Genomic DNA, 20,722 nt, shown 5'->3' with positions numbered 1-20,722 from the left:
AAATTTTAATTAATTTAATAAATCTGAATTTATTTTTTCCAACTCACTGTATATGTCTTTTACATCTTGTGAGTTTTCTTTTTGCAAAATTAGATTTGCTGTATCGGTATATACAAAAATAATATTTTTTAATCCCAGAAAAGTAGTATGTTTTCCAGAACCAATGACCATATTTCCATTTTTATCAACAGGATGATTTTTTGAAAGCAAATAGTCATAAACAGATTCAAAAGAACCTAAATCTGACCAGGAGAATGAAGCCGGTACCACTTTAATTTTTTTACTGCGCTCCATCACGGCATAATCAATACTAATTGACGGAATTTCCATCGACAAATCTAAATTAAGAAGCCCTTTTTCATTTGCTTCCCAAACTGCCTTAGATTTTTCATAAACCTCTGGCTGAAATTGCTTTAATTCATCCAAAAGAACTCCTGCCTTAAAACAGAACATTCCGCTATTCCATAAAAAATTACCTCTCGCAATAAATTCTTTTGCTGTAGTTTGATTTGGTTTTTCTCGAAATGACAGTACTTTATCTCCTTTTGATTCAATATATCCGTAACCTGTTTCGGGCTTAGTTGGAATAATTCCGAATGTTACTATATAGCCGTCTTCCGCTTTTAGAATGGCTTCATTAATAGCTTTATTATAATCTTCCATCTTATCAATGATATGATCTGACGGAGTAATAATTAATATATCATCAGGATCTGATGCAAATGCAGCAAAGGCAATAGCAGCAGCTGTATTTCTTGGAGTTGCCTCCACAATGTTTAAGTAGCCTGTTCCGGTTTTATCCATCACTTTACCACTTAAATGATGATTGTCTACATTTCCAACGACCATTACTTTATCCGCTAAATGACTGTTGCGTTCCACTGTCATTTCAAATAATGATTTATTCTCAAATATCTCTAAATATTGTTTAGGTTGACTTTTACGGGAAAGAGGCCATAATCTACTACCAACTCCACCAGTTAAAATGACATGTATAATTGAATTTTTTGTTTTCATTTTTCTTAAAATAAAAAAAGACCTTTAGTTACTATAATCTATTATCAGCTATAGCTCCTAAAACTCCTTTTACATCATATATTAAACTATCTTCTTTTTGAAGTTCTGAGAAATTTAATTCTAAAAATTCTGCATGTGCTACTCCCAGAACAATCGCATCAAATTTATCATCCGGAATATTGTTAATTGTTATTAAATTATATTCTTTTTTTACATCATTTGCATTAGCAATTGGATCAAATATGGTTACTATAATTCCGTACTCTTTTAATGCCTTTACAACATCTACAATTTTTGTATTTCGAACATCAGGACAGTTTTCTTTAAAAGTAATTCCAAGCATTAAAAGATTTGCACCATTAACAGAAATTCCTTTTTTGATCATGAGCTTTACTATTTGCGAAGCAACATATTCTCCCATACTATCATTTAAACGTCGACCTGCTAAAATTATTTCAGGATGATAACCAAACTCCTGCGCCCTCTGAGCCAGATAATAAGGGTCTACACCAATACAATGTCCGCCAACCAAGCCTGGCTTAAAGGGCAAAAAATTCCATTTTGTAGCTGCCGCAGTTAATACTTCCTGAGTATCAATCCCCATTAAGTTGAATATTTTGGCTAATTCATTAACAAAAGCAATATTAATATCCCGTTGAGAATTTTCTATCACTTTAGCGGCTTCTGCTACTTTTATGGAAGGAGCCAGATGCGTACCTGCGGTAATAACTGATTTATATAAAGCATCTACTTTCAAACCAATTTCTAATGTGGATCCTGATGTAACTTTTAGAATTTTCTCGACCGTATGTTCCTTATCTCCGGGATTTATTCTTTCCGGGGAATATCCTGCAAAAAAATCTTCATTAAACTTTAATCCTGAAACTTTTTCTAAAACAGGAACACATTGCTCTTCTGTAACACCCGGATATACTGTTGATTCGTAAATCACAATATCCCCTTTTTTCAATATTTTACCAACTGATTCACTGGATTTATACAAAGGCGTTAAATCCGGACGATTATTTTTATCTACTGGTGTTGGAACTGTTATTATAAAGTAATTACAAGCTGCCAGATCATCTAAAGAACTGGTACAATATAATCCGGTATTCTGACTCGAATTATTTACTAATACTTTCTGCAAAGTAACATCATCAACTTCTAATGTTGTGTCTGTTCCGGATTTTAAAGATGCAATTCTTGATTCGTTTATATCGAAACCTATAACCGAATATTTGGTAGCAAATAATCTGGCCAATGGCAAACCAACATAACCTAAACCAATAATAGCTATTTTTATGTTTTTGTCTATTTTGTAGTCGTTTTTATCCACTTTTTTCATTACAATTCACGGCTTCGCCACTCTGAGTCACATTAAAGCTGACACAGATAACTCAAAATCCCTTTTAGGCAAATATAACACATTAAGTCAACTTATTCAATACCGTTTACAGTAGAACTTAACTGACTAAAAATTAAAAGGCTAAAAAACAAAGCAAACCTTTATGAATCAGACCTTAAGTTTGCATTTAAAAAAAACAGAAGATAAAAAGCTAAAAAAGCATTTCATCTTCTATTGTATAAATCTATAACAAGTAAAAAAATAAATTATTTATATTTTATTTTCAAAACACATCCTAAAGATTCTAAAACCAGGATATAATGCGTTTTTGATACCTCCTGAACAATTGCATCCTGATTACTAAAAACCCCTGATTCTAATTTTATTCGGTCTCCTACCTGAAATGGAGTGACTGATATTTCACTAACATTTAAATCCGTGAGACTATTTTTTATGATATTAATTTCCTCATCTTTCACAATTGCGGGTTTTCCTAACCAAAACAAATATCGCACTGCCCCGGCAACCTGAAAAACTGTGTTCCTATCAGCGTCCGGCAACTGAACAAAAACATAGGAATTAAAAAGCGGTACCTCAATTTTTTTCTTTCTGTCCGACCATTGTTTAATCTGACTTATCAGAGGACAATAGCATTCAACACCTATTTGATTTAGCCTTTCCGAAACTTTTTTCTCCCATTTGGGCTTAGTATACACTACATACCAATTCATAATTTTTTTTATATTGAAATAAAATTTTCACTCTTTTCTTTATCTCATTTCGCATCAAATCTTATATCAATCTTAATTTTCAATTAAGAACCTATCCCTTTGTAAACAAAGCCAATTGACTCCAGTTCTTTAGCATTTAAAATATTTCTGCCATCAAAAAGAAATGCCGGCTTATGCATTGAATCATAAATTTTTTGCCAGTCATAAGCGACAAACTCATCCCATTCGGTAAGAATTGAAATGGCATGTGAGCCTTTACAAGCATCATAAGGATTATCAAACGCAAGAATTGCATTATTATTTTCCTCAACTGATCTGCTTTCTAAATAATTTAAGTCCGCCAGCATTTTATTTCTTGAAACTTTCGGATCATAAACCGAGATTTTAGCCTGTTCATTAATCAAATCATCCGCTACATAAATTGCTGCTGACTCACGGGTATCATTTGTGTCTTTCTTGAATGCCCATCCTAAAAATGTAATTTTCTTATCGGCGACAGTATTGTATAAGGTTTGAACAATCTTATTTGAAAATCTTCGTTTCTGATGATCATTCATAATAATAACCTGTTCCCAATAATCTGCCACTTCATTTAAGCCATATGATTTTGCTATATAAACTAAATTCAAAATGTCTTTTTGAAAGCAGGAACCTCCAAAACCAACAGACGCTTTTAAAAATTTTGACCCTATTCGGCTATCCATACCAATTGCTCTAGCCACTTCACTTACATCAGCACCCGTTTTTTCACATAGTTCTGACATTGCATTTATAGATGAAATACGTTGCGCCAAAAATGCATTTGCTGTAAGTTTAGACAATTCTGAAGACCAAACATTTGTAGTCAGAATTTTATCTTTGCTGACCCAGTTAGCGTAGACATCAACTAAGGCATTAATTGCAGCTTCTCCTTCGGGAGTTGTATCTCCACCGATTAAGATCCTGTCCGGATTTAATAAATCCGTAACAGCCGTTCCTTCCGCCAGAAATTCAGGATTAGATAATATTTGAAACTGGACTCCGTTTCCGGTATTATCCAGAATACTTTTGATTGCCTCTGCCGTACGAACTGGTAATGTTGACTTTTCAACTACAATTTTATTTTCTTTTGCAACTTTTGCAATTTGTCTCGCGCACAATTCAATATATTTTAAATCAGCTGCCATACCTTTTCCTTTTCCGTAGGTTTTAGTTGGAGTGTTTACTGATATAAAAATGACCTGAGCTTCATCAATTGCTTTTTCGACTTCAGTCGAAAAAAAAAGATTTCTGCCTCTCGCTTCTGCAACAATTTCTGAAAGTCCCGGCTCATAGATCGGAATATTATTGGTATCCGGATCATTCCAGTCTTTAATTCTTTGTTCGTTCAAATCAACAACAGTCACTTGAATATGTGGACATTTTTGAGCAATTACTGCCATTGTCGGTCCTCCGACATAACCTGCACCAATGCAACAAATTTTGGTTACTTCCATTTAGTTATTTATTATCTTAATCTTTGATTTCTATTTCAAATTATTCCAGTACCAGCTTACCGCTTCCTTTAATCCTTCCTGTAAAGAATATTTTGGATTGTATCCCAGCTTATTTTTGGCTTTGTCAATACTTGCCAGTGAATGCGGAATGTCTCCCGCTCTGTTTGCGCCATAAACAACTTCTACATCAGCAATTTTCGGGTCAAATTCCGCTAAATATTTTTTCAAATATCCTACCAGATCATTTAAAGTATTACGATCTCCGAATGCCGTATTATAAACGGTATTTACTGCCTCCTTATTTTGGCTTATCATAGCCAGTTCATTCATTTGAATCACATTATCGATATAGGTAAAATCACGGGAGTAATTTCCATCACCGTTAATGACCGGGCTTTCATAATTCATAAATTGCATAACAAACTTAGGAATAACTGCTGCGTAGGCTCCATTAGGATCTTGTTTTCTTCCAAAAACATTAAAATAACGCAATCCTATCGTTTCCAGCCCATATGTTTTACTGAAAATTTCAGCGTATAATTCGTTTACATATTTAGTTATGGCGTATGGTGACAGTGGCTTACCAATAACTTCTTCTACTTTTGGCAATCCTTCAGAATCTCCGTATGTCGAAGAGCTTGCGGCGTATATAAATCTTTTCACTTTAGCATCGCGGGAGGCGGTTAACATATTTAAAAAACCGGATACATTAACATCGTTTGTCGTTATCGGATCATTTATAGATCTCGGAACAGAACCTAAAGCAGCCTGATGCAGCACAAAATCGACTCCCTTCACTGCTAAAAGACAATCGGTGATATTACGAATATCACCTTCAATTAATTTAAAATTCGGGTTCTCAATACAATCTTCCAGATTATGGCGGTGCCCTGTCGCAAAATTATCCAGACAAACAACTTTATGACCCGCTTTTAGAAAATGCTCGCATAAGTTGGAACCAATAAAGCCGGCACCTCCCGTAATTAAAATTGTATATTGAGCTGCTATTCCCATGTATTTCAAATTATTTTTTATTCCATTTATTGAAAATAGATTTTATAAAACTCTTTTCTTCTTCTTCTTCTTCATGATATCCGTTAGAATAAGCGCCATAACCATATCCGTATCCGGAGCCGTATTTAGCCTTATTCTCGTATCCGTTTAAAACGATACTCGCATTGTTAAGTTCTCCTCTTTTTATTCGGTTATTCAACAAGGTGATCATATCCTTTTTAGTATAGTTTTGTCTCACAATATACAAGGTTACATCTGCATACTGAGCCAGCTCTAAAGCGTCTGACACTAACCCAACCGGAGGAGTATCCAGAATAATATAATCGTATTTTTGTTTTAATTCGTCTATCAATTCTTTCATCGCTTCACTTAAAATAAGCTCAGATGGATTTGGCGGAATCGGACCGGAAAGAATAACATCAAGATTTGCAATATTGGTTGAATTTGTTATTTCCTCCAGACTTTTTTGCTTAATAAGGTAATTCACTACGCCCACATTATTTGTCAGACCAAATTCGTCAGCCAATCTTGGTTTTCTCAAATCTAAACCTATTATCACTGTTTTCTTTTCGCTTAAAGCAAAAACAGTTGCAATATTTATGGAACAAAATGTCTTTCCTTCACCGCTTATCGAAGAAGTAATCATTAATGTTTTTGCTCCGCTTACCCGCTGTTTTTTATAAAGAAACTGTAACGAAGAACGAATGGTCCTGAAGGATTCTGAAAGTGCAGATTTAGGCTTGTCAAATACTGCCAGGTTTATATTGTCTTTATTAACACCAATTACTCCAATAATAGGAATCTGCGTTAATTTACTTATATCTTCTATATTTTGAATTGAATTATTAACGAAGAAAATCACAAACACAAACAATAAAGGAATTAACATCCCCAGAAACAAAGCCAGGACATAGTTTGCAGAAGTTTTAGGGCCAATTAAATTTCCGCCTATATCTTTTGCGGGATCAATAAAATGGATATCCGACAAATTAGAAGCCTTTACAATTTCTGCTTCATTTCGTTTTTGAAGAAATTCAGTGTAAATATTATCATTTAAATCATATTTCCTTTTAATCTTCAACAATTCCTGTTGTTCTTCCGGAAGTCTTTTAACGGTAGTTTCTGCCTGACCAATTTTTGCGTTTATCATCGACAAATCATACAATAATGATGATTTTGCACTAATGATATTTTCAAGCAAAACATCCTTCACGGCATGCATTTGATTGTCGAAATCCTTAAAAATCTTATCACTTTTTACTGCATAGGCCATTTCTGACCTTTGTGTAGAAAGCGCAATCAGTTTTGAAACATTCACAACAATATTCGGATCTTCAATTCCTGCAACTGACGGGGCGGGTAATCGGGAATAATCTACACTGTTATTCAAATACGTTTTTAATGAATTATAGTAAGCAATTTTTCTCGAAATCAGATCTTTCTGTACATCAAAATCCATTATTTTATCAGAAAATTTAGCTCCGCCATCTTCAATCTCGTAGATATTTTTATCTTTTCGGAAAGACTTTAATTCATTCCCATTTTCTTTTAACTGAGATTCCATTGCAACAAGAGTACTATCAATAAATCGTATTGTATTGTTTGCAAATTGATTTTTCCCGTCAAGCTGAATTTTGATCAACATTTTTACTGTCGAATTCAAATAATCAACCATCCTTGCTTTGTTTGTACCCTGCAATGATAACGTCAGCAAAGAGCCTCCCTTGTCATCATCGTCTACATTAATTGCTCTGTAATTCGAAACCGTATTATCAAAATCATTAAATCGAACAAAATACTCATTCCCTTTATAAAATCCGGGATTGTCATTGATTTGCAATTTCCAATTTAGAAAAGGCAGTGTGACCTGCTCTCCGACTTTATATCTTTTTACAAATTCTACTGGCTGAACCGACGTATTGGAATAAGAGTTTTTCGAATATGTTATTAAGGAAACAGAATTATTCTCAAAGGGAATCCTGATTTCATATACATTTTCACTTAAAAATTTAATACTGATTAAAGTATTGGCAAGCTGCCCGCTGGATTTATCAATATTTAAATAAAAAGGTACTTCTCCGTACGAATCAACCAAATTATATTTTCCCTGAGTAAGATAATCAATATAGAACTGTAATTTATCAACAACAAGCTCATTATGTGATCTGGACTTTAATATGGTCGAAATCCCGTTTACCTGATCAGAAATTCCTCCCCAGTTAAAAACCAAACTTGTATTTGACGTAAAAAACGGATTGCTTTCTTCCTTAATAGAAATCATTGTCTGCATTCCGTAAATCTTTTCTTTTCGAATATTTACCTGATATGCAATTGCAAATGCAATGATTAAACTAATAAGAAACCATTTCCAATAACTGAGAATCTTTAATAAAAGCCCTTTAAAATCAAAATTCGAATGATTTTCAAACATCGAAAAATCTTTTATATCTAACATCTTTGAATCTGTTTTTAATTTTTAAGGAGCAAATAAACTGTTGTTGCCAGCGACAGCAAAGTGATAACAGTACTGATGGACTGTATACCAGTCTGTCCTGTACCCCATGTTTTTTGTTTTAATGGTTTTACGTAGATGTAATCGTTAGGCTGTAAATAATAATAGGGAGATTTCATTACATTCACATCTGTAAGGTCAATATCATGCATCTGAACTCCGGTCGGTGTCTGACGAATTACGGTTACCGCTTTTCTGTCGCCTACGGTTGTAATATCACCCGCATTTGCAATAGCCTCCATAATATTTACATGCGACTGAAATAATGTTTTTGTACCCATACTTCCAACCTCACCATTTATAGTATATCTGAAGCCTGCTAATTTTACTGTAACAAAAATATTAGCCTCACTTTTAAAATATTCTTCCAGCAATTTTTTTTCAATGATCAATCTCACCTCTTCAAGGGTATAGCCAATAACATTTATTTCTCCTAAAATCGGCATTCTGATATTTCCATGATCATCAACGGTAAAACCTTCAAAATACAAAGCTGACTCTGATTTCTCCGTTGCCCCTCCTGTTGTAGACTTACTAAAAATAGCAACCAGCTTAGGGTCAATCGCCTTTATATCAACGGTTATAACATCATTAGTTTGTAATCTGTAAGGCTTAGACTCGACAGCAGCGATAGTATTTTGCTCTCCGGAAGTATTTTTATCTTGTAAATACACCAAGTCTTTTACAGGAATACAAGATGTAAATAATACACTAATCAATAGTAATATATAAAAGCTGTTTTTTGTCATTGTAAATATTTTATCGGCAAATATAGGTTTTCCTTTAATCTTCAGGAAATCTACTTTTTAATTGATCTTATTTAATTGTTTTTGAACGTTTTTTCAAACGGAATACGATGCAAAATACTTCGTCCAAGTGTAACTTCGTCCGCATATTCTAACTCATCCCCAACTGAAATACCTCTTGCAATTGTTGAAATTACAATATCTGACTCCGCAATTTGTTTGTAGATATAGAAATTTGTCGTATCACCTTCCATTGTTGAGCTTAATGCAAAAATAATCTCCTTTACAATTCCGGATTTTACTTTTTCCACCAGACTTGAAATATTTAACTGACTTGGACCGACGCCTTCGATAGGAGAAATTTTTCCGCCCAAAACATGATAAATACCTTTGTATTGGCCTGTATTCTCAATTGCCATTACATCCCGAATGTCTTCAACCACACAAATCAACTGATGATTCCTTGCTGAATTAGCACAGATTTCACAGACTTCTGTATCTGAAATATTATGACAACTTTTACAAAACTTTATATCCTCACGCATGTTTAGCAATGCCTGAGACAAAAAACCTGTTTGTTCTTTCGGTTGTTTTAATAAATGCAAAACCAATCGCAAAGCCGTTCTCTTACCAATTCCGGGTAATTGCGACATTTCATTGACTGCTTTTTCTATTAATTTTGATGAAAATTCCATACCTTCAAAAGTACTATTTTTATGGTTCTTTTATTTTGGCTTACTAACACTGAAACTCATTTAGCATCGCTAATATGCAAAAAAGATACCGAAAAAAGTTCTGAAAATTAATATTGATTTGTAGCCAATAAAACTAATGTACACGCAACCTCTGCCTTGATATTATTTAGTTCCAGCAATTGATATAATTCAGGATTCTCAGTTCCGGGATTAAAGACTACCCTTTTTGGCTGTGCTTCTATGATATAATTATAGTAATCACGTTGACGGGAAGGATTTAAATATAAAGTTACAGTATCAATATTTTTCACTGGAATAGCTTTCGTATAAATTTTTACCCCGGCAACTTCACCGGTATTTTGGCCAATTGCCAAAACAGTATGTCCTTTTTGGACCAATGCATTTATAGCTTTATAAGCGTAGCGATCTGGTTTTGTGCTAGCACCCAGAACTAGAGTTTTTTTGTTTTTCATCATTTTAAAATATGCTACAAAAGTAATCAAAAAGAATGAGCTTATTTTACGTTATTTTCACAGAAATAGTAGCAATAAAAAAACAATCTCCAAACATGAATATGCCGTGAAATATTAAAAATTGACTATTTTTACTCCACTAACCCAAACAATATGGATTTATTCATTTACTTATTTGCTGCTCTTTTCTCCGTATTAAACCCAATCGGCACAGTTCCTATTTTTGTTGGACTGACACAGCATGATTCTCAGAAAGAGCGCTCGAGAATTTCATTATGGACTGCGATAAACGTTTTTATCATTTTGATTGTTTCTTATTTTATCGGTCAGTATGTATTGACTTTTTTTGGAATCAGTATTGATGCACTTCGAATTGCGGGCGGAATTGTAATTGTAAGCTCGGGATTCTCCTTGCTTTCCGGAAAATTCAACAAAAAACGAGGGATCAATAAAAAAATTGAAAATGAAGCTCAACAACGAAACGACATTGCCTTGACTCCATTAGCAATTCCAATGTTAGCCGGCCCCGGTTCAATTTCTTTGTTGATTGCTTTTTACCAGGAACATCACGGAATGGAAGAAATTATTATTTCAACTTTAGCAATTCTTGCTATTGCTGTAGCAATTTTTGCTATTCTAAAAAGCGCACATTACTTAGCCCGAATACTGGGAGCATCAGGAATTGTGGCCATTTCCAGAATTGTTGGTTTTATTGTTATATCAATCGGAATTCAATATATCGTTAGTTCAATCATTAATATTGTAAAAGGAAATTTGATGTAAATTTATTTTTTACTGTAATATTCTGACAAAATCGATGTTTTATAGGATATTTTTTTATCTTTAAATCTCAGAATTTTTAATCCAATGGCTTTATCTTTGAGCCTTCAGAAAATTTATATTTATTATGGAACAGAAAATACATCAGGGAAGAAACGTAAAACGTTTCAGAGAAATGCTTGGTATCAAACAGGAGTCATTAGCTTTTGATCTGGGAAATGACTGGAATCAAAAGAAAATCTCTATGCTGGAGCAAAAAGATGTAATTGAAGATGATATCCTGGATCAAATTTCACATGCCTTAAAAATTCCTGTGGAAGCTTTTCAGAATTTTGATGAAGAGCAGGCTATAAATATTATTTCTAATACTTTTCACGATACTCAGGGCTTGATAAATTACAATCCAACTTTCAATAATAATCCAATTGAGAAACTAATCAAGCTGCATGAAGAAAAAATTGAGTTATACGAGCGTATGCTGAAAGAAAAAGATGAAATGATGGCAAGGCTTGAAAAACTAATCAATAAGTAACATTAGACATCATAATTTATAAAAAAACAAAGGCTCAACTAAATAGTTGAGCCTTTTTAATATCAAATTTTATTATTTCGCTTTTAACTTTTAACTTCTTGGCAAAAATACTTCCGCCATCATACATCTTGCACTTCCTCCGCCACAAGCTTCGATAGTATCTAAGCTTGAACTTAAAATTTCAGCATGACCTTCTAGTTGCGCAATTTGTTTTGGAGTTAAGCTTTGGTGAGCCGAAGCACTCATTACAATATACTTCTTATCATTTGTACCTTTAACTTCCAGCATATTCCCGGCAAAATTATTCACCTGAGCTTCTGTAATCAGGATAATCTCTTTTTTATCGGCTTTCAGGTTATCTAAAACCATTTTGCGTTCTTTTTTATCATCAATACAATCTGCACAGATAACAGCAAAAGTTTCCCCTAAACACATCATAACATTTGTATGATAAATTAGTTTGCGTTCACCATCAACGGTTTGAAAAGCTTCAAAAATAACCGGTGCATAATCAAAATCTTCGCAGAATTCGATAAATAATTCCTCATCGGCACGAGGTGACAAAGCACAATATGCTTTTGCATTAGCTCTGTCTAAAAGTAAACTTCCTGTTCCTTCCAGAAAAAACCCGTCTTCTTCAGCCGACGTGTAATCTATTATATTTGAAATTACAAAACCTTTATCTTCAAGAGTGTCTAAAATATCTTCACGACGTTCCTGACGACGATTTTCGGCAAACATAGGATATAAAGCCACATCGCCATTTTCATGAAATGAAACCCAGTTGTTTGGAAAAATACTATCTGGCGTATCCGTTTCTAAAGTATCGTCAATCACTGTAACATCAACCCCTACCGCTCTCAATTTTTCAACGAAATCATCAAATTCCTGTTGTGCTTTTGCATTTACAGTACTTGGCAAAAGTCCGTCTAATACTTTTTGGTAATAATTATTTACAGCCGTTTGCTCGTTCATTCTGAAAGCAACTGGCCGGATCATTACGATGGCATTTGTAGTTTGTTTCATTTTCTTTATATTTTTTTGTTTCAGGTTTCAAGTTTCGTAAAGAACGTGAAACTTGAAACCTGAAACTTGAAACTTATTTTCTAATCTCTAATTAATGGTAAAGTCGAACATCTCAACAATCCTTCCTGTTTCGCAATTTCAGCATACGGAATTTCTTCAACCGTAAACCCATTGGCACGTAGCCAATTGTTGAGTCTGGTAAAATTTTTCTCTGAAACCACCACATTCGTATCTATTGAAAATACATTCGAAAACATATGGTACATTTCATTTCTTTCGATATGAAATAGATTTTCTTTTCCAAAAAGGTTGACTAAATACAAATAATCAGCTTCCTCACGAAATCCACGTTTATAGATAATTCCTTTGTCTTTTCCCACTGGCTGAAAACAACAATCTAAATGCAGCGCATTATCCCTTGCCTCAAGTTTAGATTTAACCAGATCAAATTCTTTGACAATTTTATTCGGAAATAATTCTTTAATATAGTTTACGCCTTGCATATTGGTTCGGGCAGTAATATAATCTTTGTAATCACTTCCTTTATAAGTTCCGATAAAAATATGATCATTCCAAAGCATTACATCGCCTCCTTCAATATGAACTTCTTCCGGAGGGCGAACCACTTTTGTGGCATCCATCTGATCAATTACATATTGAATTGCATCTAATTCTCTTTCTCTGTCCGGTAAAATATTAGATTTCACAAAAGTATCGTCAATAACAAAACCAATATCCCTGGCGAAAATTTGGTTATAATTTTCTATCATCTCAGGACGATAGACTTTTACATCATACTTTTGAAAAACAGCATTAAAAGCATCCATTTCAGCAACCATATCTTTTTCAATAGGATAAGTTCCTGCCTTAATATGTTCCAATGATTTAGGATCATAAGCTTCATCAATAGATGGAGTCGGCCCATTATGAACAGCAGAACCCAAAACTACTGCACGTAATCTTGACGTTTCGTTCTTTACATTTAATTGCAACATAACTTTATTATATTTTGGGCAAATATAAAAAAAGCTTCACAGTTAAGTGAAGCTTTTAAAGTTATTTTATTTGTTAGACTTAAAGTCTCTTAATGGGTGTCCTGTATAAATTTGTCTAGGTCGTCCGATTGGTTCTTTATTTTCACGCATTTCTTTCCATTGTGCGATCCATCCCGGTAATCTGCCAATAGCAAACATTACGGTAAACATATCAGTTGGAATTCCTAATGCTCTGTAAATAATTCCGGAATAGAAATCTACATTTGGATATAAATTTCTTGATTTGAAATAATCATCTTCAAGAGCAGCTGATTCTAATTTTTTAGCAATTTCTAAAATAGGATCATCAACTCCTAAAGTCTCTAACACTTCTTTAGCTGCTTTTTTGATGATTTTAGCTCTTGGATCGAAGTTTTTATAAACTCTGTGACCAAATCCCATTAAACGGAAAGGATCGTTTTTATCTTTTGCTTTCGCTAAAAATTTATCGGTATCGCCACCATCTTTATTAATTTCTTCCAGCATTTCAAGAACCGCCTGATTTGCACCTCCGTGAAGTGGTCCCCAAAGAGCTGAAACACCAGCAGAGATAGAAGCAAATAAACCAGCATGAGAAGAACCAACCATTCTTACTGTTGAAGTAGAACAGTTTTGCTCGTGATCTGCATGAAGAATAAATAATTTATCTAAAGCATCAACGATAACAGGATTTGCCGAGTAAGGCCCTGTAGGCAATTTAAACATTAATTGCATAAAATTATCAACATAACCTGTTGTGTTATCGTAGTAATTTAATGGATATCCCATAGATTTTCTATAGGTCCAGGTAGCAATTACAAGAAATTTACCCATTGTTTTACAAATGGCTTCGTACATTTCTTTTTCATTCTCAACGTTTACCGCTTTTGGATTAAATGCTGTTAAAGCACTTGTCAAGGCAGATAAAACACCCATTGGATGTGCTGTTTTTGGAAAACCGTCAATGATATTTTTCATTTCTTCGTTGACCAAAGTATGTTTTTTGATACCATTTTCGAACTGCTCCAATTCCTGGGATGTTGGAAGTTCTCCAAAAATTAAAAGATAAGATACTTCCAGAAAACTAGCCTTTTCAGCTAAATCTTCAATGGAGTATCCTCTGTAACGCAAAATTCCTAATTCTCCGTCTAAGAAAGTGATTTCACTTTTACAAGAACCAGAATTTTTGTATCCAGGATCAATTGTAATAATACCTGTTAAATCACGTAATTTGTTAATATCGATAGCTGATTCATTTTCGCTCCCAGTGATTACCGGAAGTTCAATTTTTTGACCATCTACTTCTAATGTAGCTATTTTTGACATAATATATCGGAAATAAATCTTTAAAATAATAATTTATCAAATCTAAGGAATTTAAGACTAATTAAAAAAAGAATCCTGCTATGAATTTGTTAAAACTCCAAAAAAAAACCATTCGCAGAAACGAATGGTTCAATTTTAATATATAACTCTTACTTTTATTTGATCTTGAAAGCGTTTAATCCCGGGAAGTAAGCCGTACTTCCTAACTCTTCTTCAATTCTCAATAACTGATTGTATTTTGCCATACGATCAGAACGGGAAGCAGAACCTGTTTTAATTTGACCACAGTTTAAAGCTACTGCTAAGTCTGCAATAGTATTATCTTCTGTTTCTCCTGAACGGTGAGACATTACTGAAGTATATCCTGCATTTTTAGCCATATTTACAGCTGCAATAGTTTCTGTCAAAGTACCAATTTGGTTAACTTTTACTAAAATTGAATTAGCGATTCCTTTTTCAATTCCAGTAGACAAACGTTCAACATTAGTAACGAACAAATCATCACCTACTAATTGAACTTTATGTCCAATTTTTTCAGTAAGAAGTTTCCAGCCATCCCAATCATTTTCATCCATTCCATCCTCAATAGAGATAATTGGATATTTAGCTACTAATTCAGCCAAATACTCAACTTGCTCAACAGAAGATCTTACTTTACCAGTTTCTCCTTCAAATTTAGAGTAATCGTATTTACCGTTTACATAAAATTCAGCAGAAGCACAGTCAAGAGCAATCATGATTTCGTCACCAAAAGTATATCCGGCATTTTCAACTGCTAATTTGATAGTATCCAAAGCATCTTCAGTACCACCCGCTAAATTCGGAGCAAAACCACCTTCATCACCAACAGCAGTACTTAAGCCTCTGTCATGTAATACTTTTTTCAAACTGTGAAAAATTTCAGTTCCCATTTGCATAGAATGAGAGAAAGAAGTTGCTTTTACAGGGAAGATCATAAACTCCTGGAATGCGATAGGAGCATCAGAGTGAGAACCTCCATTGATAATGTTCATCATTGGAACAGGCAATGTATTAGCAGAAACCCCACCAACATATCTGTACAATGGTAATCCAAGTTCATTAGCAGCAGCTTTTGCAGCAGCCAAAGAAACTCCTAAAATTGCATTAGCACCTAATTTAGATTTATTTGGAGTACCGTCTAAATCAATCATTAACTGATCAATTGTATTTTGTTCAAAAACAGAAGTTCCAACTAATTCTTCAGCAATAACGGTATTTACATTATTCACTGCATTTAAAACTCCTTTTCCAAGAAATGCTTTTCCTCCATCACGTAGTTCAACAGCTTCATGTTCTCCAGTTGAAGCTCCAGATGGAACAGCAGCTCTTCCTAAAACTCCGTTTTCTGTTACAACATCAACTTCAATAGTAGGATTACCTCTGGAATCAAAAATTTGTCTTGCGTGAACTTTAATTATAATACTCATTATTTTTGTTTTTTATTAATAAATTATATTTTTTTTCGAAATTATAAAAATATTTAATAGAAAAAATGCATTTTAACCATTAAACACCTTTACTTATTAACTATATCGTTTTAGCAGTAGCAAGTTTAATATTCTCAACAAACTGATCGAACAAATAAGAGGAATCATGTGGTCCCGGACTAGCTTCCGGATGATATTGTACTGAAAAACAATTCTTATTTTTCATACGCATACCGGCAACAGTTTCGTCGTTTAAATGTAAATGTGTAATCTCTAAATCCGGATGATTGTTTAATTGCTCCTTGTTTACTGCAAAGCCATGATTTTGTGAAGTAATCTCACCTTTACCTGTAATTAAATTTTTAACAGGGTGATTGATTCCACGGTGACCATTAAACATTTTGTAAGTCTGAACTCCGTTTGCCAAAGCAATTATCTGATGTCCTAAACAAATCCCAAATAAAGGTTTGTCATCAGCAAGAATATCTTTTGCTACTTCGATAGCTCCAAAAAGAGGATCCGGATCACCAGGCCCGTTTGACAAGAAGTATCCATCCGGATTAAATTCCGACATATCTTTATAAGTCGAATTGTAAGGATATACTTTTATGTAACAATCTCTCTTGGCAAGATTCCTTAAAATATTCTTTTTTATTCCAAGATCCAAGGCAGAAATCTTATAGGAAGCATTTTCATTACCAAAAAAATAAGGCTCAGTAGTTGAAACTTTCGATGCCAACTCTAAACCTTCCATATTTGGCACATTTGCCAATTCTTTTTTCAAATCTTCAATCGAAGTATCGTCCGTACAAATAACCGCATTCATCGCACCATTGTCACGAATATAACTTACAAGGGCTCTGGTATCAACATCCGAAATACAGATTAAATTTTGTTTAATAAAATAATCTTCTAAACTTCCGGAAGAGTCTTCTCTGGAATAGTTAAAGCTGAAGTTTTTACAAACTAAGCCAGCAATTTTGATACTATCAGATTCAATTTCTAAATCATTAACACCATAATTTCCAATATGAGGATTCGTTGCAACCATAATTTGCCCAAAATAAGAAGGATCTGTAAAAATCTCCTGATATCCGGTCATTCCCGTATTAAAACAAACCTCTCCAAAAGTTTTACCACTAATACCAATAGATTTTCCGTGAAAAATAGTCCCATCGCTTAGTAATAAAATGGCGCTTTGTCGTTTAGTGTATTTCATTCTTTAGTTGTATTGTTTTTTATAATTGTTTAATGAAACCCGGCAAGCCCATTTCATTTATAATTAGATATTTTGCAAATTTACTTCTTTAAAAGAGGCCTTCCAAAAAAAAATAAAAATTTCATTCATAAAAATAAAACCTAACTAGTGAAATAAGTTAAATTTCAATTTAAAAAATGCAAAAAAAAAGGATAAACTAAAAATTAGTTTATCCTTGATTTCTATAGAATCATTACTTTCATAATTATTCAGAAGCTTCAGTAGTCGATTCAGACTCAGCAGCTGGAGCTTCAGAAGTTTCCTCAGCTTTTTTTGCTTTACCACCACGACGGCTTTTTGCTTTTTTAACTTCTTTTTTACCTCCATTGTAAAGTTCATTGAAATCTACAAGTTCGATCATTGCCATATCAGCATTATCTCCCAAACGATTTCCAACTTTAATGATACGAGTGTATCCACCTGGACGGTCACCAACTTTAGCAGCTACGTCTCTGAACAAGTCAGTTACAGCATATTTGCTACGTAAGTAAGCAAAAACAATACGACGATTGTGAGTCGTATCTTCTTTTGATTTTGTGATTAAAGGCTCAACGAATTGTTTAAGCGCTTTAGCTTTAGCAACAGTAGTGTTAATACGTTTGTGCTCGATAAGAGAACAAGCCATATTAGCCAACATAGCTTTTCTATGTCCAGTCTGTCTGCTTAAGTGATTGAATTTTTTTCCGTGTCTCATTGCTATTTTAAATTTAATCCGCCGTAGCGGATTGAATTATTCTTTATCTAGTTTGTATTTAGCTAAATCCATTCCGAAAGTTAAATTTTTAACTGCAACAAGTTCATCAAGTTCAGTTAAAGATTTTTTACCAAAATTACGGAATTTCATCAGGTCATTTTTATTGAACGATACTAAATCACCAAGTGTATCAACTTCAGCCGCTTTCAAGCAATTTAATGCTCTCACAGATAAGTCCATATCAACAAGCTTAGTTTTAAGCAATTGTCTCATATGCAATGACTCTTCATCATACGATTCTGTTTGTGCAATTTCGTCAGCCTCGAGTGTAATTCTTTCGTCAGAAAATAACATGAAGTGGTGAATTAAAACTTTAGCAGCTTCAGTAAGGGCATCTTTTGGATTAATAGAACCATCAGTTTTAATTTCAAAAACTAATTTTTCGTAATCTGTTTTTTGCTCAACACGGAAGTTTTCAATTGCATATTTTACATTTTTTACCGGAGTAAAAATAGAATCTGTAAAAATGGTACCAATTGCAGCGTTCTGTTTTTTGTTCTCCTCAGCAGGAACGTATCCTCTACCTTTTTCGATTGTTAAATCGAAGTTCAATTTGATTTTCGGATCTAAATTACAGATAACAAGGTCTGGGTTCAGCACTTGAAAACCTGAGATAAATTTCTGAAAATCACCTGCTGTTAATTGATCTTTACCAGAAACAGAAATAGTAACTGCTTCATTATCGATATCTTCAATTTGACGTTTAAAACGTACTTGTTTTAGATTAAGGATAATTTCGGTAACATCTTCAACAACACCTGAAATAGTAGAAAACTCATGATCTACACCTTCGATACGAACAGATGTAATTGCATAACCTTCTAATGCTGAAAGCAAAACTCTTCTAAGTGCATTACCAACAGTCAATCCATAACCAGGTTCTAAAGGTCTAAATTCGAATTTACCTTCAAAATCGGTTGAATCGATCATGATAACTTTATCGGGCTTTTGAAAATTAAATATTGCCATAAATTTCGACTAAGTCAATTATTATTTGTTGTACAACTCTACGATTAATTGTTCTTTAATGTTTTCTGGAATTTGAAGTCTTGCAGGTACAGAAACGAAAGTTCCTTCTTTAAGATCATTGTTCCAGGTAATCCATTCATAAACATGACTTGAATTTGACAAAGAACGTTCGATAGCTTCTAGAGATTTAGATTTTTCACGAACTGCAACTTTATCACCAGGCTTAAGGTGGTAAGAAGGAATATTAACAACTTCACCATTTACAGTAACGTGTCTGTGAGATACAATTTGACGTGCACCTCTTCTAGAAGGAGCAATACCCATTCTAAAAACTACGTTATCCAATCTTGCTTCGCATAATTGTAATAAAACTTCACCAGTAACTCCTTTAGTTGCTGATGCTTTTTCGAATAAATTTCTGAATTGTTTTTCTAAAATTCCATAAGAATATTTAGCTTTTTGCTTTTCCATTAACTGAACAGCGTACTCAGATTTTTTTCCTCTTTTTTTAGCCATCCCGTGTTGTCCAGGTGGGTAATTTCTTTTTTCGAAAGATTTATCATCTCCGAAGATTGCTTCGCCAAATTTACGAGCGATTCTTGTACTAGGACCAGTATATCTTGCCATTTTAAATTGTTTAAGATTGAGATTATGAATTCAGGTCTTATCCTTCGATAATCTATGTTCAATCTAGGTTATACTATAAATTTTGAGTATTAAACTCTACGTCTTTTAGGAGGACGACATCCGTTGTGAGGCATTGGAGTAACATCGATAATCTCTGTAACTTCAATTCCACCGTTATGAATAGAACGAATAGCAGACTCACGTCCGTTTCCTGGTCCTTTTACATAAACTTTTACTTTTTTAAGTCCTGCCTCAAGAGCTACTTTACTACAATCTTCTGCTGCCATCTGAGCTGCGTACGGAGTGTTCTTTTTAGAACCTCTGAAACCCATTTTACCAGCTGAAGACCAAGAAATAACTTCACCTTTCTTATTTGTCAAAGAAATAATGATGTTGTTGAAAGTGGCAGAAATATGAGCTTCACCCGTTGATTCAACGATAACTTTACGTTTTTTTGCAGTTGCTTTAGCCATATTACTTATTATTTAGTTGCTTTTTTCTTGTTCGCAACAGTTTTTCTTTTACCTTTTCTTGTTCTAGAGTTGTTTTTAGTTCTTTGTCCTCTTAACGGAAGACCAGATCTATGACGGATACCTCTGTAACAACCAATATCCATTAAACGTTTGATGTTTAAAGAAACCTCTGAACGTAATTCTCCTTCAATTTTGTAAAATGAAACTGCATCACGAATCGCTCCGATCTCCTCATCATTCCAATCTTGAACTTTTTTGTCTTGGCTAACTTGAGCTTTTTCTAAAATCTCAATAGCTCTACTTCTTCCTAATCCAAAGATATAGGTAAGTGCTATAACACCTCTTTTATTTTTCGGGATATCTACCCCTGCTATTCTTGCCATAATTATCCTTGTCTTTGTTTAAATCTAGGATTCTTTTTGTTTATTACGTACAATCTCCCTTTTCTACGCACAATGATGCACTCGGGACTTCTCTTTTTTACTGATGCTCTAACTTTCATAGTGAA

Annotated in this window: 22 protein-coding genes; 2 read left to right on the top strand and 20 right to left on the bottom strand. The window is 33.7% G+C overall.

Annotated elements, in window-relative coordinates:
• Positions 1–9: 9 nt before the first annotated feature.
• From EV142_RS13350 to EV142_RS13310, 9 genes are all read right to left on the bottom strand, one after another.
• Positions 10–1,017: a mannose-1-phosphate guanylyltransferase gene (locus EV142_RS13350; protein WP_132036366.1), complete on the bottom strand. Its 1,008-nt coding sequence runs from the start codon at positions 1,015–1,017 to the stop codon at positions 10–12.
• 31 nt (positions 1,018–1,048) lie between these two features.
• On the bottom strand, positions 1,049–2,362 hold the full coding sequence (locus EV142_RS13345; protein WP_162304648.1) for a nucleotide sugar dehydrogenase: 1,314 nt from the start codon (positions 2,360–2,362) through the stop codon (positions 1,049–1,051).
• A gap of 266 nt (positions 2,363–2,628) precedes the next feature.
• On the bottom strand, positions 2,629–3,093 hold the full coding sequence (locus EV142_RS13340; RefSeq protein ID WP_132036365.1) for a UpxY family transcription antiterminator: 465 nt from the start codon (positions 3,091–3,093) through the stop codon (positions 2,629–2,631).
• A gap of 83 nt (positions 3,094–3,176) precedes the next feature.
• Positions 3,177–4,568, bottom strand: a complete 1,392-nt coding sequence (locus tag EV142_RS13335; protein ID WP_132036364.1) for a UDP-glucose 6-dehydrogenase — start codon at positions 4,566–4,568, stop codon at positions 3,177–3,179.
• Between the two features lie 30 nt (positions 4,569–4,598).
• Complete coding sequence (locus tag EV142_RS13330) at positions 4,599–5,582, bottom strand: SDR family oxidoreductase (protein WP_132036363.1); 984 nt, start codon at positions 5,580–5,582, stop codon at positions 4,599–4,601.
• Positions 5,583–5,592: 10 nt separating this feature from the next.
• A complete protein-coding gene (locus tag EV142_RS13325) occupies positions 5,593–8,037 on the bottom strand; it encodes a polysaccharide biosynthesis tyrosine autokinase (protein WP_132036362.1) in 2,445 nt (814 codons plus the stop codon).
• 14 nt (positions 8,038–8,051) lie between these two features.
• Entirely contained in the window at positions 8,052–8,843 is a 792-nt protein-coding gene (locus tag EV142_RS13320; RefSeq protein ID WP_132036361.1) for a polysaccharide biosynthesis/export family protein, read from the bottom strand.
• A 71-nt stretch (positions 8,844–8,914) separates the two neighbouring features.
• Complete coding sequence (gene recR / locus EV142_RS13315; protein ID WP_132036360.1) at positions 8,915–9,535, bottom strand: recombination mediator RecR; 621 nt, start codon at positions 9,533–9,535, stop codon at positions 8,915–8,917.
• 107 nt (positions 9,536–9,642) lie between these two features.
• Complete coding sequence (locus EV142_RS13310; RefSeq protein ID WP_132036359.1) at positions 9,643–10,008, bottom strand: CoA-binding protein; 366 nt, start codon at positions 10,006–10,008, stop codon at positions 9,643–9,645.
• Between the two features lie 153 nt (positions 10,009–10,161).
• Here EV142_RS13310 and EV142_RS13305 point away from each other — a divergent pair, with 153 nt between their 5' ends.
• Positions 10,162–10,791 carry a MarC family NAAT transporter gene (locus tag EV142_RS13305; protein WP_132036358.1) on the top strand — a complete coding sequence of 210 codons (630 nt, stop codon included), beginning with the start codon at positions 10,162–10,164 and terminating at the stop codon, positions 10,789–10,791.
• A 124-nt stretch (positions 10,792–10,915) separates the two neighbouring features.
• Positions 10,916–11,320 (top strand): helix-turn-helix domain-containing protein, encoded by a 405-nt coding sequence (locus tag EV142_RS13300; RefSeq protein ID WP_132036357.1) that lies wholly within the window; start codon positions 10,916–10,918, stop codon positions 11,318–11,320.
• Positions 11,321–11,410: 90 nt separating this feature from the next.
• On the opposite strand, the gene ctlX is transcribed toward EV142_RS13300, so the two are convergent.
• From ctlX to ykgO, 11 genes are all read right to left on the bottom strand, one after another.
• Positions 11,411–12,346, bottom strand: a complete 936-nt coding sequence (gene ctlX, locus EV142_RS13295; RefSeq protein WP_132036356.1) for a citrulline utilization hydrolase CtlX — start codon at positions 12,344–12,346, stop codon at positions 11,411–11,413.
• An 80-nt stretch (positions 12,347–12,426) separates the two neighbouring features.
• A complete protein-coding gene (locus EV142_RS13290) occupies positions 12,427–13,341 on the bottom strand; it encodes a dimethylarginine dimethylaminohydrolase family protein (protein ID WP_132036355.1) in 915 nt (304 codons plus the stop codon).
• Positions 13,342–13,407: 66 nt separating this feature from the next.
• Positions 13,408–14,685, bottom strand: a complete 1,278-nt coding sequence (locus EV142_RS13285; RefSeq protein WP_132036354.1) for a citrate synthase — start codon at positions 14,683–14,685, stop codon at positions 13,408–13,410.
• A gap of 155 nt (positions 14,686–14,840) precedes the next feature.
• On the bottom strand, positions 14,841–16,133 hold the full coding sequence (eno, locus tag EV142_RS13280) for a phosphopyruvate hydratase (RefSeq protein ID WP_132036353.1): 1,293 nt from the start codon (positions 16,131–16,133) through the stop codon (positions 14,841–14,843).
• A 100-nt stretch (positions 16,134–16,233) separates the two neighbouring features.
• Positions 16,234–17,352, bottom strand: a complete 1,119-nt coding sequence (gene carA, locus EV142_RS13275; RefSeq protein WP_132036352.1) for a glutamine-hydrolyzing carbamoyl-phosphate synthase small subunit — start codon at positions 17,350–17,352, stop codon at positions 16,234–16,236.
• 244 nt (positions 17,353–17,596) lie between these two features.
• On the bottom strand, positions 17,597–18,085 hold the full coding sequence (rplQ, locus tag EV142_RS13270) for a 50S ribosomal protein L17 (RefSeq protein WP_127338519.1): 489 nt from the start codon (positions 18,083–18,085) through the stop codon (positions 17,597–17,599).
• 36 nt (positions 18,086–18,121) lie between these two features.
• Complete coding sequence (locus EV142_RS13265; RefSeq protein ID WP_127338520.1) at positions 18,122–19,114, bottom strand: DNA-directed RNA polymerase subunit alpha; 993 nt, start codon at positions 19,112–19,114, stop codon at positions 18,122–18,124.
• Between the two features lie 21 nt (positions 19,115–19,135).
• Positions 19,136–19,741 carry a 30S ribosomal protein S4 gene (rpsD, locus tag EV142_RS13260; protein WP_035619621.1) on the bottom strand — a complete coding sequence of 202 codons (606 nt, stop codon included), beginning with the start codon at positions 19,739–19,741 and terminating at the stop codon, positions 19,136–19,138.
• 89 nt (positions 19,742–19,830) lie between these two features.
• Positions 19,831–20,214 (bottom strand): 30S ribosomal protein S11, encoded by a 384-nt coding sequence (rpsK, locus tag EV142_RS13255; RefSeq protein WP_007803677.1) that lies wholly within the window; start codon positions 20,212–20,214, stop codon positions 19,831–19,833.
• Between the two features lie 8 nt (positions 20,215–20,222).
• Positions 20,223–20,597, bottom strand: a complete 375-nt coding sequence (gene rpsM / locus EV142_RS13250; RefSeq protein ID WP_132036351.1) for a 30S ribosomal protein S13 — start codon at positions 20,595–20,597, stop codon at positions 20,223–20,225.
• Between the two features lie 2 nt (positions 20,598–20,599).
• The gene (gene ykgO, locus EV142_RS13245) at positions 20,600–20,716 is read right to left on the bottom strand and encodes a type B 50S ribosomal protein L36 (protein WP_072945378.1); all 117 of its coding nucleotides are present in this window, start codon (positions 20,714–20,716) and stop codon (positions 20,600–20,602) included.
• Positions 20,717–20,722: the final 6 nt, after the last annotated feature.

Source organism: Flavobacterium circumlabens (assembly GCF_004345565.1).
GTDB lineage: Bacteria > Bacteroidota > Bacteroidia > Flavobacteriales > Flavobacteriaceae > Flavobacterium > Flavobacterium circumlabens.
This window is presented reverse-complemented; position numbering and strand designations above follow the sequence as displayed.